General features: G+C 47.0%; 12 protein-coding genes and 1 pseudogene. 2 read left to right on the forward strand and 11 right to left on the reverse strand.

What is annotated here, in order from left to right; genetic code table 11:
• Positions 1-1,620 (forward strand): cobalamin-dependent protein, encoded by a 1,620-nt coding sequence (locus V513_RS10575; RefSeq protein WP_099772726.1) that lies wholly within the window; start codon positions 1-3, stop codon positions 1,618-1,620.
• 1,208 nt (positions 1,621-2,828) lie between these two features.
• Positions 2,829-3,419, forward strand: coding sequence for a transposase (locus V513_RS10585; protein ID WP_099772728.1), 591 nt, complete (start codon positions 2,829-2,831; stop codon positions 3,417-3,419).
• A gap of 727 nt (positions 3,420-4,146) precedes the next feature.
• Here V513_RS10585 and V513_RS10590 read toward each other — a convergent pair.
• The 11 genes and pseudogenes from V513_RS10590 to V513_RS10645 form a co-directional block, all read right to left on the reverse strand.
• Positions 4,147-5,490: an HD domain-containing phosphohydrolase gene (locus V513_RS10590; protein WP_099772729.1), complete on the reverse strand. Its 1,344-nt coding sequence runs from the start codon at positions 5,488-5,490 to the stop codon at positions 4,147-4,149.
• Between the two features lie 303 nt (positions 5,491-5,793).
• Positions 5,794-6,285 carry a type II secretion system protein gene (locus tag V513_RS10595; protein ID WP_099772730.1) on the reverse strand — a complete coding sequence of 164 codons (492 nt, stop codon included), beginning with the start codon at positions 6,283-6,285 and terminating at the stop codon, positions 5,794-5,796.
• Between the two features lie 1,932 nt (positions 6,286-8,217).
• The gene (locus tag V513_RS10600; RefSeq protein ID WP_099772731.1) at positions 8,218-9,414 is read right to left on the reverse strand and encodes an MFS transporter; all 1,197 of its coding nucleotides are present in this window, start codon (positions 9,412-9,414) and stop codon (positions 8,218-8,220) included.
• A 527-nt stretch (positions 9,415-9,941) separates the two neighbouring features.
• A pseudogene (locus V513_RS10605) lies at positions 9,942-10,286 on the reverse strand (IS1634 family transposase); the annotation flags it as partial.
• A gap of 940 nt (positions 10,287-11,226) precedes the next feature.
• Positions 11,227-13,947: a cation-translocating P-type ATPase gene (locus V513_RS10615; RefSeq protein ID WP_099772733.1), complete on the reverse strand. Its 2,721-nt coding sequence runs from the start codon at positions 13,945-13,947 to the stop codon at positions 11,227-11,229.
• 568 nt (positions 13,948-14,515) lie between these two features.
• Positions 14,516-16,186: a putative ABC transporter permease subunit gene (locus V513_RS10620; protein WP_099772734.1), complete on the reverse strand. Its 1,671-nt coding sequence runs from the start codon at positions 16,184-16,186 to the stop codon at positions 14,516-14,518.
• Entirely contained in the window at positions 16,143-16,901 is a 759-nt protein-coding gene (locus V513_RS10625) for an ABC transporter ATP-binding protein (RefSeq protein ID WP_099772735.1), read from the reverse strand. Before V513_RS10625 ends, V513_RS10620 begins: the two co-directional genes overlap by 44 nt.
• A gap of 18 nt (positions 16,902-16,919) precedes the next feature.
• Positions 16,920-17,792 (reverse strand): ABC transporter ATP-binding protein, encoded by an 873-nt coding sequence (locus tag V513_RS10630; RefSeq protein WP_099772736.1) that lies wholly within the window; start codon positions 17,790-17,792, stop codon positions 16,920-16,922.
• The gene (locus tag V513_RS10635) at positions 17,774-18,148 is read right to left on the reverse strand and encodes a GntR family transcriptional regulator (protein WP_099772737.1); all 375 of its coding nucleotides are present in this window, start codon (positions 18,146-18,148) and stop codon (positions 17,774-17,776) included. Before V513_RS10635 ends, V513_RS10630 begins: the two co-directional genes overlap by 19 nt.
• Positions 18,149-18,910: 762 nt before the next feature.
• Positions 18,911-19,678, reverse strand: a complete 768-nt coding sequence (locus V513_RS10640; RefSeq protein ID WP_099772738.1) for an ABC transporter permease subunit — start codon at positions 19,676-19,678, stop codon at positions 18,911-18,913.
• The gene (locus V513_RS10645; protein ID WP_099772739.1) at positions 19,668-20,522 is read right to left on the reverse strand and encodes an ABC transporter ATP-binding protein; all 855 of its coding nucleotides are present in this window, start codon (positions 20,520-20,522) and stop codon (positions 19,668-19,670) included. The genes V513_RS10640 and V513_RS10645 overlap by 11 nt, the downstream gene beginning before the upstream one ends.
• Positions 20,523-20,571 lie beyond the last annotated feature (49 nt).

Genomic DNA, 20,571 nt, shown 5'->3' on the forward strand with positions numbered 1-20,571 from the left:
ATGAAGATACTAGCAGGGGCCATTGGAAGCGATATTCACACAGCGGGAATTCTTAACTTCTTGAACTTGGCGCGTAATGAAGGCTATGAAACGATCTACATTGGAAGCGTGATAGGCATTGACAAATTGCTAGACAGCATAGAAGAAGTCTCGCCTGACATAGTGGCCGTAAGCTACAGGCTGGGAAAAGAGTCCTGCGAGCAGCTCCTCCGAGAACTAAAAATCTCCCTGGAAAACAGAGGAATAGAAAAGAGACTGATCTTCGGCGGAACGGTCGAGACGGCCGAGGTGGCTGAAAAGAGTGGCCTCTTCGAGAAGGTCTTTGACGGCAGCGAGATGCCGGAGGAAGTCGTGATGTTTCTCAGGGGCAAGACGGACGAAAAGGGAGAGGTCGACTATCCTCAGACACTTCTCGAAAGAATCGCCTCCAAAAAGCCATATCCGTTGACAAGACATCACATAGGGCTTGAGACGGTCGATGCAACAGAGAAAGCCGTCAGAAAGCTTGCTGAATCGGGCTTGCTGGATATCATCTCACTGGCTCCGGACCAGAACTGCCAGCAGTGGTTCTTTCAACAGGAGAATATGATCTCCTCGGAAGACGGGGCGGGGGGCGCGCCTTTCAGAAAACGAGAGGATTTTGAAAGGATGTATGCTGCCAGCAGGACCGGTAACTATCCATTGATGAGGTGTTATTCTGGAACGAGAGACCTCCTGAAATTCTCCCTTCTCTTTAAAGAGACCTTGAACAACGCGTGGGCCGCGATACCCATTACCTGGTACTCTCTGCTCGATGGGAGATCAGATCGTGAACTTCTGGAGGCAATAAGAGACAATCAAGCGGCAATCGCCTGGAATGGAGGAAAGGGAATCCCGGTGGAGATAAACGAGGCCCATCAGTGGGCGCTCAGATACTGCCACGCTGCCGTAGAGGTTGCTACTGCCTACCTTGCAGCGATGGCTGCCAAGCGACTCGGTGTGCAGGTCTACGTGGCTCAGTACATGTTCAACACGCCCCCGGGGATCTCACCGAAGATGGATTTGGCGAAGGCGCTGGCGAAGAAGGAACTTATAGAGTCTCTTGAGGATGAAAGCTTCGCCGTTGTCACGATGGTAAGACCCGGACTCATGTCGCTTCCGGCAGACCCCGATATGGCTAGGGGACAGCTTGTTTCATCTGTCTACACTGCCATGAATATTGACCCGGACATAGTTCACGTGGTTGCATACTGCGAAGCGACCAGAAGGGCAACCGACGTCGAAATCATCGAAAGTGTAAAGATGGCGAAACAGGCGATAAATGAAGCGATCAAGGGCCTTCCTGACTTCAGACAGGACAAGGAGATTCATGAACACAAAGAGTATTTGAAGAGTGAATGTAAAGTAATAATTGAGGCTGTTGAAAAGATCAAGACGGGTGAGCTCACCTCGCCCGAGACAATATACACGGCCGTAAAGACGGGAATTCTTGATGCGCCTGGACTCAGCAAAATGTCGGTCGCCAAAGGCGCCGTCAGGACCGCGATAGTCGACGGCCAGTCCTGCGCGGTCGACGAGGAAGGAAAGAAGATAAACGAAACCGATAGACTTTCCGCTTTGTCAGGTGCAAATAAGGATTGAAATGCGCCGAAGATCGTCGGTGGAAGTGAGGCCCGCTTTGCGGGGAAGTGATGTTACTATAATCAGACGCAAGGCGCCGAAAAGTATCGGCGGTCGCAATGCCGGCGAAGAACATGCCGGGACGCAAGGCTGGGCAAGAACAGCCCAGGTCGCAATGCTGCCTTCGGCAGGAGGCGATTTGAAGCCAGTCGTGCTGCGCGGGCAAAGAGCCGCTGATCGCTTGCTAGAAGACGAGAGTTATAATCATTGACCGTCAACGGTCTACCGTCCTCTGACAAAGCGTAAAGAGCGGGTTATAAGAAGCGGGTTAGCAAGAACGGGTTATCAAAACCGGGTTGTGAAAACTCGAAAAAAGGTTTTGATTTGTGCAAAGGCACATTTGCTTTGGGAAGACGCAGTGAGGGACTTATGATAAACTGCTACCAGATGACAATTCCGGACGATTATGCAGTTCTTTTGTAGGGGCGAACGGCTGTTCGCCCAAAAGAGTACTGATTAGGAAACAAGAGCCACAGGGGACTGACGAGCTCCTGACGTCTGTACCCGTCTAATCCCATAGAAGCCAGTCTCGCCTTCGGGTGGAGGCATTTGCCGATTCACCGTAAACGATTCTCCGCACTTCGAGCAAGAGGAGAAAAAGATATGGTACTACCGCAGGAAGTGATGCTGGCGCTTCCGCGCCAGGAAGAAAGTGAAGAGCCGGTAGACGATCCTCTTGATCTGTGATCCGATTCAGAATCATGCATTTCTTATTGTTTTTCTGAGCGATAAGCCTACATCGTTTCAAACAAGCGGTTTTTCCAGCGATAAGGGTCCTCGTTCTTAATCGTGCAGCGGTATTATAGAATAGTGTGTCGATTTCTTTCTGTAGGGGCGAACGGCTGTTCGCCCAAAAGAGTAATGATAGCGGAACAAAAGTAACGGTCTGATAGACCATAGACCCAGGTCCTGTGCAGAAGCACGAGGATAACAAAGTAAGGGGTCGGTATGAGTGACTTGGGATGATGGCCATTTTTTTCACGTCACTCTACTTCTTATTGTTTCTCTGAACCATTAGCCTAAAGTGTTTCAAACAAGCGGTTCTTCCAGCGATAAGGGTCCTCTTTCTTAATCGTGCAGCGGTATTATAGAATAGTGTGTCGATTTCCTTTTGTAGGGGCGAACGGCTGTTCGCCCGTGAGCGCAAAAAGATCTCGGAGGGTTGCGTTTTGGAACACAATGAAAGACTTGTCAAAAGGCGGTCAATTAGACTGAAGGAGTATGATTATTCTCGAACCGGAGCGTATTTCTTGACAATATGTACGCATCGTAGGCAATGTTTGTTGGGAGCCATGGTTGATGGCAGAGTAATCTTGAGTAGCATTGGCAAAATCGTTGTTGAAGAGTGGCTAAGATCTGCAGAAGTCAGAAAGGAAATCGAACTAGATACGTTTGTGATAATGCCAAATCATCTGCACGGGATTGTAGCGATACATGGAGGCGAAGGGGAGATTGTCAGCAACTGTTTGGAAGCAGGAAGAAGAACTATAAAACCAAAGACGATTGGTTCTTTCGTCTCAGGCTTCAAAGCAGCTGCAACGGTTCGAGCGAACGAACTGCGCGGCACACACGGGAAATCTATTTGGCAACGAAATTACTATGAACATATCATCCGCAGTGAGAAAGAACTGAATCGAATTCGTGAGTACATTGAGAATAACCCCTTGAGATGGCAGATAGACAGAGAGAATCCCGACAGAAAGACAAGTCAGGCTCGTTCAACTATTGAAGAGGACGATCTCTATCCTTGGGAAGATTGATCCTTAATAGCGGGCGTGCCGCCGCACGCCCCTACATCCGTTTGGATCGAATTTATTTGCACATGCAACTCACAACTTGGAACTGATCCTTTGTTCTTTCCAACCCGCAACCGACTACCCCCGACCACGTCTTCAAAAACCCAGATCCCGAAACAAGTTCGGGATGACAGTCCTTTGCGTCATTCTGACATGCTTCTGGCCAGAATTTGGCTCGTTCAACTATTGAAGAGGACGATCTCTATCCTTGGGAAGATTGATCCTTAATAGCGGGCGTGTCGCCGCACGCCCCTACAACCGTTTGGATCGAATTTATTCGCACATGCAACACCACTACTTGGAACTTGTAACCGTTCTTTTCTGAGAACGGAGAACCTTTCAACGGTCAACCAGTTTCTCTTGTTCTTACGAACCCCCTACCTGCTACCACGTACCACGGTTTCTCAAAAACCCAGATCCCGAAACAAGTTCGGGATGACAGCCCTTCAGGTCATTCTGGCATGCTTCTGGCCAGAATTTGGCTCGTTCAACTATTGAAGAGGACGATCTTTATCCTTGGGAAGACTGATCCTTAATAGCGGGCGTGCCGCCGCACGCCCCTACATCCGTTTGGATCGAATTTATTCTCACATGCAACTCACAACTTGGAACTTGCAACCGTTCTTTTCTGAGAACGGAGAACCTTTCAACGGTCAACCAGTTTCTCTTGTTCTTACGAACCCCCTACCTGCTACCACGTACCACGGTTTCTCAAAAAACGTTCATGATGCTGGTAGATGATTTCCGATATGGGAACTTTGAAATCAACTTCCGTGAAGAGATTCCTGCCAACCAGAGGATGTTCCTTGATCATTGCGAACTCAAGCCTGTTAAGTTTTCCCGGTTTGTTCAGAATCTCCGACGGAACCTTTATCTTTCCGACGTCGTGGATCATCGAAGCGAAACGTAGCGCATCCCGTCTCTCTTCATCGAGAGACAGTCTCTCGGCTATTGCCATTGCCAGTGCGGTTACCCTTGCCTGGTGACCCGCGGTGTAAGGATCCCGCAGATTCATAGTCACTTCAAGCGCGTTAATGACGGTAAGAGTAATCTTTTTCAGTTCTCCCACGGTTCTTTGAAGTTCCCTCTCGGCAACCTTTCGATCCGTCACGTCGTGGATAATCGAAAGTATTCGATCATGTCCATCTATTTCCACCCTCTTGCTGAATGCCTCTACATCTCTCACGGAGCCGTCTGCAAGTCTATGTTTGAAATCGAACTTTATCTTTTCCCTATTGAAAGCCTTCTTCATTTCTTCGGCAAGTGTTTCCGCAGGAAGAGTGTTTACATCCTCAATGCGTTTATACAGAAGAGTTTTTTTATCCCAGCCGTAGAAATTCAGAGCTGCATCGTTAGCATTCACGAATCTTCGAGTTTCTGGATCGAGAACGATCGTAATTGATAAATTCTCGTTGAACAGATTTATCAGACTCTTCTTGCTTTTTTGAAGCTCTCCCTTCGCAGTCTTTAGATAATCCTCTCTTTCGATTCTCTTAAGAGCATATGCGATTTCGCTTGAAATCCATTTCAGAAGCTGAAACTCTTCACTGTCCATTGTCAAATGTTCCAGAGTATTAACGCAGAGGACCCCATAGGTCTTCTCTTCTGTTTCCAGTTTGAATGAGAACCTATGCTCGTTCTCTAAGTTCGATGACTTAAGTGGGCAGTCGTGTTCTTTACAGGCAGAATCGATTGAGAGTAGTTTATCGCTCTTCAGAAAATCGCGGGCGCAAGCAGGTATATTTTCGGTCGGAGAATAATCGTATGAATTATTAACTATCTGATTGCTCGAATCCACATAATAAACGATCTCATCGCTAAAGAAGATCTTCGCATCGAGATAACCGAGTGTTTCGATAAGACTATCTCGTATTCTTTTAGAAAGCTCATTTCGACCGCTGCAGTGGTTTACAATACTTGATATTTTGCAGACCAGATCTACTGTAGAGCCTCCGCTCCTTTTCATGCGCGTTGACTGAGTTCTCTCACTTACCTCTTCAAAACCAGATGATCTGCTCATTTCCTCGTCTCGCATTCCTCCGGCAGACTAACACTATGCCAATCGGATTCAGAAAAACTGTACGTATTCAGAGCTCCCTCATTAAACATCTCGAAAAGCCTTTCTAAAATTAAATCATTCGTGTGCTATTGATGCTAGTTGTCTTAGAGTAATTTGCTGAAAAGCACAGATTATGTGGAAGTATCTTCAAATCAAAAAGAAGCGACGTAGGCTGAAATTCGTCATGGGAGTGCAGATCAGTCAATCTGAATCTCCCATAGATAGTTTCAAAAAAATAAAAGCCCTCCGAAGAGGGCATTTCAACTCAACTAATTAAGGTCAGTAAACATCGAAAGTAAAAGTGTATACTAGAGCATTACTTGTGTTGGCATTTATGCCCAAAGTAAAACTATATTCGGAGGCAACCATATTTGCTGTAGTCAAACCGTCCAGAACGCTTGCAGCAGTATCAGCGTCTACAGTTTCATTTGTTAGAACCGCTACACTGAATCTGTCATTAGCATCATCCCAACTATACCAAACGCCGTAAGAATCAGCATCGATATCTCTCCCAAGGAACTCAATATCAGTTGTTGCTGTGAATGCATTGTCAGTATCACGTTTGATTTCATTATTGGTTGTTACACCATTTACATATGCTGCATTCTCTATAGCGGCTGCAAGGGTCTTAATATTCTGCGCAACCTTCGTGGCCTGTGACTTCCTGATAGCATTTAGCGCGACAGGTGTAATTGTGGCGATTAATGCAGCGATAACTGCTAGAACGATAAGTAGTTCAACCAGAGAAAATCCTCTTTTTCTGTTTTTCATTATACCCCTCCTATCATTATGGTGGTTTCGTAACAATGGTTATTAAGCAATGCTGTGCCAAAATCAAGCGGTATTTGTTTCTTTTTCGAAGCGTTAGTCTCTATAACCATCTATCGATTTAGCTTTCGGGAGTTACATGACAAAATCTCGTCACTGCATTATTCGATGAGTTGGTAACTCACAATTTCAAGAGCAGTATAATCAATCTACGTGAATCTTACTAGCAAGGGGAAAGAGAAAACCTTCCCGATTGATAGTTATAGCATCTCAAGAGCCTTGGATGTCTTGAGCACATGCTTTCTTTGCTGTTAGGCGAAAATCATTGAAGTGAGTTTCACTATTGAAGGAAAAAGCGTGAAACGAGCTTCCGTGATCCCGGCCGGTTGTTTCCATGAGAAGATAAGAAACGAGAAAGCACATTCTAGAAACTCGGCGATACAAGACTGTGGAATTCAGCGAGAATAGGGACTGGCATGGGCCAAGAGCGTCAGTGGAAGTGAGGCCCGCTTTACGGGTAAATGATGTTTGTGCTTACGCGCCAGGAGGCATTTTCAGGTTCTCCGTCAACGGTTCTCCGTTCTCCGCATTAGCCCACAAATCCTTATTCCAAACTTGTTTCGGCATTTCGATTAAGAATCGCTGTACAGTTGCCAAGAGACGCTGCTCGCTGAGAAGAGCCGTCTTTAGATGGCGCAAGAAAGAGCAGGTTATAAGGGTCATGTTAGTAGGAACGGGTATCAAAACCGGGTTATGAAAACTCAAAAAAGGGATTGATTTGCGCAAGGGTACATCAGCTTTGGGAAGACGTAGTGAGGGACTTACGATAAACTGCTACGAGATGACAAGTTCAGACGATTATGCAGTTCTTTTGTAGGGGCGAACGGCTGTTCGCCCGAAAGAGAACCGCGCGAAAAGAGGGACCTCACATACGGAGAACCGGGTCTGGGGTTGTCGGTTCTAGCGGAATAGACGGGGACAGACGTCAGGAGCTCGTCAGTCCCCTATTCGAAATGCTACGGGATGACAATTCCAGACGATTATGCAGTTCTTTTGTAGGGGCGAACGGCAGTTCGCCCGAAAGAGTAATGATAGCGGAGCAAAAGTAACGGTCTCATAAATCATAGACCCAGATCCTGCGAAGAGACCCTGAACAGGAGCATTTCAGGGCAGGCTCATTGGGGCAGGCTTTACAGGATGACAAGTTCAGACGATTATGCAGTCCCTTTGTAGGGGCGAACGGCAGTTCGCCCGAAAGAGAACCGCGCGAAAAGAGGGACCTCACATACGGAGAACCGGGTCTGGGGTTGTCAGTTCTCGGAATAGACGGGGACAGACGTCAGGAGCTCGTCAGTCCCCTATTCGAAATGCTACGGGATGATAATTCCAGACGATTATGCAGTTCTTTTGTAGGGGCGAACGGCAGTTCGCCCGAAAGAGTAATGATAGCGGAGCAAAAGTAACGGTCTTATAGATCATAGACCCAGATCCTGCGAAGAGACCCTGAACAGGAGCATTTCAGGGCAGGTCTATAGGCTGACAGAGTAAGGGGTTGAATTCAGTGACTTGGGATGACAGACTTCTCTTGTTTCATGTTACTCACCTTCTTTACGTCATTCTGACGAAGTTCCTGGTCAGAATCTCTGCGCACAAAACGGTACAGACTTCAAAACATCCTGCGCCACTACGTGGCCCTCCTCCCTCAAGGGAGGACTTAAGGTGAGGGTTATCAGGAGCCATATACAGCGTACATCGGCGAGAGAGAAAGGAGCATGATATTATTTGCTATTAGCTCCTTGACTTATGGGTAATAATAAGGTCCTCGGGGTAGATTATGAGAACCAAGAACCGTAGATAATAATTGATCTTCGAAGAACTCTCGTCAATGGCTCTGGTTTTCACCTACAACCCGCAACGGACAACCCACAACTCACTTCAGCTAGTTCTCTTCGAATCATACAGTTCCAGAACTCTCGGTTCGTTCTTGAAATCCCGATAGAACAGGAAGATGATGAAAGCATTTGCCGCGTAGAAGGCTGTACTCAGCAAGAACAACTCGGTATAACCGCTGATAGAAGTACCTACTATTAACCCAAAGATCATCGCAGCTACGGCCCGCACAGTATTGTTCAGAAAGCCGTTGATTCCCGATACTGTTGATAGCTTCGAATCTGGAACATACGAAAATATTATTGACGTCATTATCGGGTTGGTTATGTTCATGAAGACGAATCTGAAGGCATAGAGTATCGTAAAAAGAATCGGCTCTCTCACAATCACTAGAGAGAGCATCAACGGGATAACAAGCAACTGCATTGTCAGGTTGAACTTCAGTGCTCCAAAGCGTTTGCCCAGCTTGTGCGAGAGTGTGGAACCGGCTGCAGTTCCAAGCTGCGCAATTGACAAGGCAATTCCTATACCTGTTGCCGACATGTTGAATAAGTCCTTGAATATGAGATTTCCAAAGTGAATGAAGAGCCCTGCTCCGAAACCCACAGTTGCCGTGGATATGAAGTAGTAGGTAAGCACCTTTCTCTGGTCGGGCTGAAGCCCCGAAAAGTTGAAGAGTTCCTTCAACCTGGATCTCGATTCCGTCATTTCGAGCTTTATGACAGGTATGATTGCCGGTACATGGGCGACCATAGAGATTATCAGAGTTGTTTGAAGACCAAAGAGATCTCCAAAGGCTCCGCCAATAAAATTTCCGATGACTCCGCTTGCCATGTTTATCCCGAAATTCAGACCGAAGACCTTTGCCCTGTTTCCCGTTTTTGTTACGCTTGTCATTGTCGCCATTACGACTGTAAAGGCAGTTACTGTGAAACCACCCTTGATGAATGACAAAACGAGGATGAAAGTCGGGTCGACAACAAAGGCTAGCGCTATTCCGGAAACGGGAACTACAATCGCCGATAGAAAGAGGATCTTCTTCTTCCCCACGGTGTCTGCGAGTATCGCTGCCAGCAATCCAATGATCGCCGAGCCCCACAGTTGAGCAGAAGTGACGTTGCCAATTAGGGCATTGGAGAAACCGATTTCTCTCAGATAAAGATTATAGACAACACGATACATAGAGATGGTTATCGTGGTAATGAATGTATAAGTGAGCAGTAATACGATTCTCTTTCTCAACCGGAAGCCCTTCTTTGTTAGATTTACTTACTATATATTACCATTTTAGAAGGAATTCTGTTGGGCAATAATCGTTCTCCGTAACCGGTAAACCGTTCTCCGAAATAGATCAGATGCAAGTTGCAGTGTAAGGAAGAGAATAATCCGCCCAGTGAGGCTCCGTTGCTTTCGTCTTAGGATAGTTGAAGGAGCTAGATCCCGAATATTGTTGCAGGACACAGTCGGTGGTTTCAATTATGCTTTCGGTAACAGGCGACTTTGAAGCTAGTCAGGCAACGCAGGCAAGGCACCTTCGGTTGGGAGTCTTTGCTTCGCAAAGGCCGGCTGCACGAAGTGCGACTGGGCTGCGTTAGCAGAATGGCTTTGAAGATCTTCCCCGCAAAGTGGGCATTGCGTCCTGGCATGTTCTTCGCCAGCCTTGCGTCCACTGGTGCTCCTCAGTCTCAACTTTGACAGCAAGAAATCTGAAAACAGCCAAACAAGGGAAAAAATGAAAAGAAAGACAGACGTACCACCCGAGTGGTCTATTATGCAATCTCTTTGAGTAGATCCGGCGGTCTTATCTTGAGAGCTTTGAAAGCGTCGTAAGCATTGCCCATCCTTTCAGTCCTTGCAAGAAAGCGTTTGTTTTCTACCGTTATCTCAACTGCTCTTATCTCTGTCAAGTCTTCGAGTATTTCTGCGTAAGAAAAAGTACTTCCAATCTCTTTCAGCTTTCTGCATAAGGCAGTCTCCATTACTAGTGCAAGGAAACAGATCATTATGTGTCCCTTCACCCTCGTGTCTGTGTAATGGTATATGGGGCGAAGATCGAGTCCGCTCTTCAGTTCCCTGAAGGCCCTCTCTACTTTCCATAGTAACTTGTATGATTGCCGTCATCTGAACTTGTTTCAGAATCTCGTGCCTCAAGTTTTTTCAACCAGCAACAACCAACCGGTGTCTTCGATTGGTTCAAGAGCAGATCCCGAAACAAGTTCGGGATGACAATGTTAGGCGATTACGAAAACGTCACATCCCGTCATTCTGAACTTGATTCAGAATCTCGATCCTTTCTTTTAGTCACCTTCAGCTTTTCCTCGGATAAGGGAGAACCGCTCAACGGTCAACCAGTTTCTCTTGCTCTTACAAACCCCCTACCTGCTACCAGCGACCACGGTTTTTTCATAAGCCCAGATCCCGAAACAAGTTCGGGATGAAAGTCCTTCAGGTCATTCTGGCATGATTCTGGCCAGAATTTGGTTCGTTCAACTATTGAAGAGGACGATCTTTATCCTTGGGAAGACTGATCATTATTGATAGCGGGCGTGCAGCCGCACGCCCCTACATCCGTTTGGAACGAATTTATTTGCACATGCAACTCACAACTTGGAACTGCTCTTCTCAATGCAGGAGTTATCTCAAAAGCGAAAATCGGCTCTTTCCCCGCGAAGCGGGCACTGCGACCTGGGATGTTCTTCCCAGCCTTGCGTCCGCCGATGCTTTTCGGCGCCTTGCGTCTTATTCCGTTCTTTCCAACCCCCTAGCCGCTATCCCCGACCACGTTTTTTCATAGGACCAGATCCCGGATCAAGTTCGGGATGACAGCCTTCGTGTCATTCTGGCATACTTCTGGCCAGAATTTGGTTCGTTCAACTATTGAAGAGGACGATCTTTATCCTTGGGAAGATTGATTCTTAATAGCGGGCGTGCCGCCGCACGCCCCTACATCCGCTTGGATGGAATTTATTCGCACATGCAACTCACAACTTGCATCTTGGAACTTGCAATTGATCTATTTCAGATAACGGCGAACCTTCTACGGACAACCATTGTCTACTGCCTTTTTCTTGTAACCAGCTTCTTGATTTCGTATATCCAAAGGATCGCGCTACCTAGGGCTAACGACAGGAGAAGATCCCATACACCCAGAGCCTGTGTGGAGAAGAGCCCCTGCATAAAGGGCACATATATGACGGCCAGCTGAAGCCCGAAGCTCGCCAGTACTGCATACATTAGATAAGGATTCTCTTTGAACGGTGCGTTGAAGATCGATTTCGTTCTTGATCTCACAGACAATGCAAAGAAGAGCTGAGAGAAGACAAGGGTTGAAAACAACATCGTTCTCCACGGCCCGTTGATATCGTTCATCCAGTAAACCAACCCAACGCCAAGAGAGAAGGCGGAGAGCAGTAGCCCGATAAGGATTACATTCCATCTTCCGTTTGCCAGGACGTGTTCCTTCGTCGGGTTGGGTGGACGCTTCATTATATCCTTTTCCGGTGGTTCAACTGCGAGCGCCAATGCGGGGACTCCGTCCGTGACCAGGTTGAGCCAGAGTATCTGAAGGGGCGCCAGGGGGAGTGAGATACCAAAGAATGGTCCGAGAAGCATTATCCATATCTCTCCGAAGTTCGACGCCAGGATGTACCTTATGAACTTGTGTATGTTGTCGAAGATTGTCCTTCCTTCACGAATGGCCGAGACGATCGTGGTGAAGTTATCGTCGATGAGAACCATATCGGCGACCTCCTTTGTTACGTCAGTCCCCGTTATGCCCATAGCGATCCCTATGTCGGCCTGTTTGAGAGCGGGGGCGTCATTAACGCCATCACCCGTCATGGCGACGACATTTCCCTGTCTCTGAAGAGAGTCGACGATCTTCAGCTTGTGTTCCGGTGCGACTCGGGCATATACCGAGGTTTCTGCGGTCACTCTGTCGAGCTCCTCCTCCGTAAGGTTTTCGATTTCTCGACCCATCTTGACGTTCGACTTGTCGTCAACTATGGTGAGGCTCTCTGCTATATAACCGGCTGTCAGGGGATGGTCACCCGTAATCATAATCGGCCTTATACCTGCTTCACGGGCGGTCATTATCGATTCTTTGACGCCTTCTCTTGCGGGATCCATCATTCCAAATATACCGGTGAAAATGAGATTTCTCTCTTCGACCTTTTTGTCTTCGACTTCCGCGGAGTTTACTGGCCTGAAGGCTACTCCAAGAACCCTCATTCCATTTGCCGCAAGGTTGTTGTTTGTCTCTATGATTCTTCTCTTCCATTCATCATCTAACTCATGTATCTCGTCACCTTCCAGCACTCTGTCACAGACTTCAACGAGAGAATCGACGGCTCCCTTGGTAAATGCAACATATTGATCGACAGCGTTTTCTCGAAGGTGTTCCGGAACGTCTGCAGGAATCTTACCCTTTGGATTCGACTTGATCTCGTGGATAGTTGTCATCCTCTTTCGCTCCGAATCGAAGGGGATCTCCAGGATCCTGGGCATTGCCTGTTCGAGGTCGCTTTTCTCGATGCCGACTCTGTAAGCCGCATATACTAGCGCGCCCTCCGTCGGATCACCGATCACATCTACCTGCTGCTTTTTGTGGACGGGAGGTTTGATCTCGGCATCGTTGCATAGCGCGGCCGCAGTGAGCATTATTTCAAAGGATTTATTGTCGTCTTCGGGAAGGGCCTCGGGATCGGGTTCATTTTCTTTTCCAAAGTCCAGTGTCCGTCCGGCCATCTCTACGACTGTCACTTTCATTCTGTTCTCGGTAATCGTTCCCGTCTTGTCGGAACAGATTACGGTAACTGAACCAAGCGTCTCGACGGCCATCAGTTTCCGAACAAGAGCATTCTTCTTCAACATCCGTTGGGCGCCTAAAGCCAGCGCAATAGTAACAACTGTTGGAAGACCTTCTGGAACCGCGGCCACTGCGAAAGAGACTGCAGTCATGAACATCAGCTCTAGATCTTCGCCCCTCAGCAAGCCCATTACGAAGATCACACCCACTATTCCTAGCGCGATCAAGGCAAGAATCTTACCGAGCTGGTCGATATTCTTCTGTAACGGGGTCTGGGTCTCGGCAGTATCTTGAAGCATTGCTGCAATCTTCCCGAGTTCGGTCTCCATTCCAGTTGCCGTCACTATTCCGACTCCGCGGCCGTAAGTGACAACCGTCCCGGAATACGCCATGTTTTTGCGGTCACCAAGAGAGGGGTTCTCTTCTTCGATAGGTTTAGTAGTCTTCTCCACTGCCTCCGATTCGCCAGTAAGAGCTGACTCCTGAATCTTCAGATTGGTTGCCTCGATAAGCCGCATATCTGCCGGCACGATATTTCCGGCCTCTAGAATCACAATATCTCCGGGAACAATCTCTGTTGAGTTTATCTCCACGATCTTTCCGTCCCGCCTGACCTTCACTCTGGGCACGGACATCTTCTTCAATGCGGCCATTGCCTTTTCGGCTCTGTATTCTTGAGTGAACCCCAGGATGGTGTTCAGGGCTACAATCGCAAGAATTACTATCGTATCCCTTAATTCACCGACGAAGGCCGTAATCACCGAAGCAACAATCAGGATTATTACCATCACAGATTTTAGCTGTGAAAGAAGAATCTTCCATGCGCTGCGCCTGTTCTTCTCTGTAAGCTCGTTCAAGCCATACTGTTCTATTCTCTCCTTTGCCTTTGCCCCGGAGAGCCCCTCGTTTGAGCTTGATCCGAGTTCTTTTATGACCTCTTCTATTGTTTTCTGATGGTGTTTTGCCATGCTTCAACCTCCGTTTAATAGAACAGTTGCACAGTTCGTCTAATTTAAGTTCGAGTATTTAAGTCTAGATCCCGAGACAAGTTCGGGATGACAGTGTTAGGTAATTGCGAAAACGGCACATCATGTCATTCTGAACTTGTTTAAGCATCCCGGAGGGTTCTCCGAATACGTCACAAACAGTCATTCTGAACTTGTTTCAGAATCTCGATCCTTCTTTCTAGTCGCCCATAGTCTTCTCGGAGAACGGAGAACCGCTCAACGATCAACCAGTTTCTCTTGCTCTTACAAACCCCCTACCTGCTACCACCGACCACGGTTTCTCATAAGCCCAGATCCCGGATCAAGTCCGGGATGACAGTTTTAGGCGATTGTGAATATGTCACATCGCGTAATGCTGAACTTGTTTCAGCATCCAGCTCTTGGTTTTTGATCTTAACCAAGAACGAAGAACAGATCCTCGCTCTGGAACGAACAACTTCTTCTCGGAGAACAGAGAACCGCTCAACGGCAACCCTCTTTCTCTTGCTCCTCTTACGAACCCGCTACCTGCTACCACAACCACGGTCTTTCACAAATCTCTAGCAAAAAGCCTGTTCGCTTTCTTGATAAGTATAGGCCACGTGACTACAATACCAACTAAAGCGATCGCGGTCAATATGATAGTCATAATTGTCCCGGATACGTTGTCCTTCAGTAAGAATGCGAGATATCCAAAACCGCCCACATAACCAAAGACGACCGGAATCGAAAGTGCGACGTTGACGTTTTGCTTCATGGCTCTCTGAGGGTTCTCCCATTCAAGGATCGGCTTTATCGAGTCGATTATCATTTGCAGGATGTTCAAGAATGTGAGAGTCAATCCTCCGACAACAAATACAACAAGCGCTTGTACGAAAGACAGACCAAGTATCAGACTAAGAGCGACTGCACCGAATGCCGGGCCTATCAAACTAAGCGTCTCGATATGAAGGAATTTGACTTTCACGATTTCATTTACGTCAACGGGAAGAACCTTCAGCTCCCTGATCAAATCTCCTTCTCTGCTAAACATAGAGGAGGCAAGGCCGTTTATTCCTCCTGCAACGGCTGCGACCAGTGCGCCGACTGGGACAAAGACTGGCTTGTACTGCTGAAACTGGTCCAGCATCTGACCTAACTGATCGGTTTGTCCGGCAACAGCCGCAATGACCAGCAGGATTGGGAAGACGAGTACATTTCCGAATCCGTTGAAGGCGAATGCAGGGACCTTCAGGAAGTACCACCATTCTCTTTTGTAGAGAGCAGAGAACTTTGTCTGTTGTAAGCCCATCAGACCGGCTATCTCCCCTTCTTTAAGTTTCGACCGTTTGGCAAAATTCTCTTGGAAACTCGAATAGACCGAGTAGTAAAATTTGTGACCAAAGAAGAGAAAGATTCCGAGAGCGGCAGCGTGCAGGCCAATGAAGGCAAGCAACCACAGTAAACCCTCTAAGAAGGGTTTGCTCAGGGCCTTCGTAACGAGTATAGTCGGCGGATATGCCCCGGCCGTCCTGTTTAGTATTGCATCTTCGCTCGAGAATATTTTCGCGAACTCCTCTGCGCTCATGTTCGGGTCAACCCTGCTGGTAAGGGAAACGAAAACAAGGAAGCCTATAACTACAAGCGCGCTGATCAGATAGACGATGCTGTCTCTGTATCTCTTGAAGCGGAAGAGTCTCGAAAGCGGCAGAACGATTATCGCCGAGAGCATTATGGGCAATACCTGACTGAGTAGAAAGATTATGACCATGAATATCCAGTATGAAATACCGGCTCCAGATCTGATCCCGTAGAGAATGTAGGCAGGAAGAATGACCGCGATCGAAATTACCATGAGATCCACAAGCACAACCAGGAACTTCGACATCAGTACCTCGGTTGACTTTAAGGGCAGGGGTATCAGGACGCTCATGTCATCCCCGAAGAAAAAAGTGCTTATCATAAGAAAAACGCCCATTATCAGCCCGAATAGATTCGCTATGAGAAACGGTCCAGCCAGAAAGAGCTGCCTCATTCCAGCAACTTCATACTGATCGTACATTGTGTTCAGCAGACTCATGTAAAGAGGCCCAAGAGAAAAGACCATCAAGAGTACCACGCCTATTATTAATGCCGGTTCCCAGAGTCTTTCTCTTTTCTTGAAGTGGTATAGAGACCTAGGTATGTTGTAGTGAGCGTTAATCAGCGTCGAGGTAAGCGAAATCACCATTTTCGGTCTCACTACCCGTCACCTCCAGGAAGAGTTCTTCAAGGCTCCCCTGGCCTCGGAGCTTCCTAAGCTCTTCAACGGTGCCTACAAACTCAAGCTTTCCTTTGTTTATTATTCCTATCCTGTCGCAAATTCTTTCTGCCACTTCCATGACATGAGTGGAGAAGAATACCGTATTTCCTGCCTTCACGTGGTTTCTCATCATTTGTTTGAGAATGAACGCCGATTCCGGATCGAGGCCGACTATCGGTTCGTCCAGTATCCAGAGATCGGGATTATGGATCAATGCGGCAATCAGCGAAAGCTTCTGTTTCATCCCATGGGAGTATGTAGATACTGGATCTTTGATTGCATCTGAGAGCTTGAAATTCTGCAGAAGCTTAGACGCCCTCTCGGCACGGGTCTTTGGTGGGACTTGAAACACATCTGAGATAAGGTTCAGATACTGAACACCCGTAATCTTATCCATTACAAGTGGTTCATCCGCAACATAGCCTATCTTAGATTTTGCTTCAACTGGGCGCTTCACCACATCTATATCGTCTATTGAAATACTTCCTGATGTTGGCTGCAACAACCCGACGATCATCTTGATTGTCGTCGTCTTTCCGGCACCGTTGGGCCCCAGGAAGCCAAAAATCTCCCCTTTGTTAACCGTCAATGAAATGCTGTCAAGAGCCTTGACGCTTCCGCTGTAAATCTTTGTCAAATCTCTTATCTCAATCACTTTCCAAACCTCCTGTCCTCACAGGGAATTGCCATTCTCGCTCCTTACGAGGATCTGGAAAAACTCTTCCAGATCAGGGATCGAAATGGCAGCTTCATCGTTCTTGTAGTATTCTTTCGTCGCTTCCGAGTATTCAACTATCATAGATAGTCTGTTTATCTCTTTTGCCACAGCGAGACATCTTTCGGAACTCAGTTTTGTTTTGTCCTTCAGCGGCATTTTAATTACTCTGTACTTCTCTTTGATCCCATCCAGATTACCGGTATACTTTATCTTTCCACTAACCATGATCGAGAACTCATCGGCTATCTTTTCGACCTCTGGAATGACATGGGATGTGTAGATAACTGTCTTTCCGAGGATCACTTTCTCCCTTATCAGTTCAAGCGTATCGTCTCTCAATATTGGATCGAGGCCCCATGTCGGCTCGTCGAGGATGTATAGATCCGCATCTGTCGATAGAGCAACAGCGAGATAAAGAGCCGTCCTCATACCATTTGAAAACGTTCTGATCTTCTTCCTGTAGGGCAGCTTGTAGTTCTCAATCAGTTCTCGAGCCTGTTTTTCGTTGAATCTCGGAGAGATTCTGCTGCTCAGTCTAAGTGTTGATTCTATATCGAGGTTCTCGTAAAGATTCTTCTCCTCCGGAACGAACGAGATTCGCTCTCTGACTTCCTCTATTGGTCTGCCAAAAACCTCAACTGAGCCGGAATACTTTACCAGGCCGAGTATAGATTTCAAAACGGTGGTCTTTCCCGCTCCGTTTGGACCTAGCAGGGCATATATTCGCTGGTTTTCAACACCGACATCTATTCCGCGGACAGCCTCCACATTTCCACTGTAAGTCTTTTGGAGATTTCTGATTCTCAGAGTCAATTGATCTCTTTCCATATCTTCTCAATCACCTCCAGGAGCCTCTCCAGAGAGATTCCCGATTTCTTCATGCGTAGTAGGGGCTCCCTTAGTTCAGCAGAGAGATTATCAAAGACAGAGTCTCTGACCTGATCTCTGTTACTGACTACTATATACCCCAAACCCTGTCTCGCCATGATTATGCCTTCCATTTCTAGTTCCCTGTAAGCCCTGGCGACAGTGTTGGGATTCACCCTTATTTGAGAGGCCATTTCACGGATTGAGGGAAGAGTATCCCCTTCCTTAAGTCTCTCCTTAAGGATCTCTTCCCTCACCCCCCTCTTGATTTGATCATATATTGGTAACGAGGACCTTATATCGATGTCAAACCACACATTATCACCTTCTGTATTGCCTCAGCCATGTTAGTGACGCTTCGCAAAAAGAACCGTCCTTGGATTGGATCAAAATCAATCCAGAGGTAAGAGGTGTGAGGGTAGAGGCCTGAAAATAAAACCATTCTAAGATCCTCACATCTCATCATCCTTAAGGAAAACGTCCCTCGTCCAAGAGCATGAACCCGTCCTTCGAAAGAGCCGCTGTGCGCTTAAGAGCAAAAACCCGCTGACCGCTTTAAAGAAACCTCCCTTCGAGATCATGGACCCGTCCTTCGATTGGATCGGAGAGCAGATCCCGAAACAAGTTCGGGATGACGTCCTCACTAGCGCTGATAATTCTGAGCGGTTCAGGCTGCTTTTGTTCGCCAAACCCTAGACCCTAGACCCAATACCCGCTGTCATCTGAACTTGTTTCAACTTCTAAACGCCTTTCGCGAAAACGTCATATCGCGTCATGCTGAACTTGTTTCAGCATCTTGAGCTTCCTCATCGAGATCCCGGATCAAGTCCGGGATGACAGTGTTAGGTGATTGTGAATATGTCACATCGCGTCATTCTGAACTTGTTTCAGAATCTTGAGCTTCCTCTTTCTCAGATCTTGGCTTTAGAGAACTACGGATCATTGACCTTCAACTCCGTGACTTCACAGCGCCTGGCAAACAGCAATAGTTAGTTTCGCTCGCGAAGAGTTCATCTCCTGTGTTTGTGTAGTTGGTTTGCTATTCTCCGTTCTTCATTCTGCCAGGAACGGTATGTTTCTCATACTTCTTTCTTTTCAAAGACCTTGTAATCAATTACGGTTAGCACTACTGTCGCTGCCAGCAATGAGACTAGATAGATCCAGTCGATAGTTCCCTTCTGAGCCACACTCGATCCCAGTATAAAAGGATAGGGATTCAGCCAGGAGAGTGCGTCAATCATGCCGAGTATTGGCAATCCTAGAACAATTAGTATTCCGGCGACGACTGGTTTAACCTGATCTCTACTCATTGAAATCATCGTAAATAATGAGTAGAAGAATGAGGCTCCCACCAGCTGTTGGAGCAGCACCTTCAGTGTATCGCCAAACGCCGTGCTGTAACCGGCGAGATTCATCGCTATTGGACCGAGCAAGGACAGGACAGTTGTTATTATCAGTACGGCTCCGAGTCCCGCCAGATACTTCGTCCTGAAGACTTCGTTCCTATTCTTTCTAGAAAGCAGGAAGTAGATTGTCTTCTTGTCGAATTCCTTAGCGAATATGGGGAAGGCGATTAACAGAACAACGAAGGGAAGGAACTGCCCATAGTTCTTTCCGTGCCACTGACTCAACAGATAGTAGTTGTCGTCATTAAGTCTCGTGAGACCGGAAACGTCACCCATAAGGCTCTTAAGAAAATCAGGCATCTCTTCGAGTTGAGCGGTCATTTCTTCCATCATCTGTGCTGCATAAGGTCTTAGAGCAACAGTTGTTACCAATGAGACCAGCAAAACGATGAACATGATTATTACTCTCAATTTCATTTCATGAATTTCCTTATAGAACATGCTTATTCCCCCTTACTATAGTCCCGAAGAAGGATTCAAGATTAACCTCTTCTCTTTTTGATCCCTCTATCTCCTTCAGTCTCGCAATCTCTTTAGGGTTATCGGTGAGAACTTTCAATACATTTGCCTCCTTAACAACGGCGGTGAGGTCATTCTTATCGATTGCCGTTTTCAAAGGAAGAGAGTAAAGAGCAAACCTATCGTCCAATCCCTTCATTTCTCCTGTGTAGAGAATTACGCCTTTGTACATGATCGAAAAGACATCGGCTATCTTCTCCACCTCCGGAATAATGTGTGAGGTGTAGAGAACTGTCTTCCCCCTTTCTGATAACGTGCTTATCATCTCGAGCACTTCGTCTCTCCTCAAAGGATCGAGGCCCCAGGTTGGTTCGTCGAAGATGAAGATATCGGCATCCTGAGCCATTGCGATTGCCAGATAAGTAGATGTCTTCATGCCGTGAGAGAAAGCAGATATCTTCTTATTCATCGGTAGATCAAAGTCCTTCATCTGTTTAGCAGCCTTTTCTGCGGAGAAATTGCTCATGAGCATTGAACACATCTTAATTGCCTTTTCCGGAGTCAGGCTGTCATAGAAGCTTTTGTCTTCTGGGACGAATGATATTCTCTCTCGGGCGACATCGATTTTCTCTCCAAGGATCGTTATCTCTCCTGAATAATGAACAAGGCCAAGAATTGATTTTAGAGTTGTGGTCTTTCCGGCACCGTTAGGTCCCAAGAGAGCGTTGACTTTTCCGGGTACAAGGGAGAGATTTATCCCTTTTACAGCCTCGAAATTTCCGTAGGTCTTTCTGAGGTTCTTAACTTTGATCGCTTCGTCTAACATAGAATTCACTCCTCACTGACTATCTTAACTGTACTATATCAACTAGCAC

This window comes from Mesotoga sp. H07.pep.5.3 (genome assembly GCF_002752615.1).
In the GTDB taxonomy this organism is placed as follows: domain Bacteria; phylum Thermotogota; class Thermotogae; order Petrotogales; family Kosmotogaceae; genus Mesotoga; species Mesotoga prima.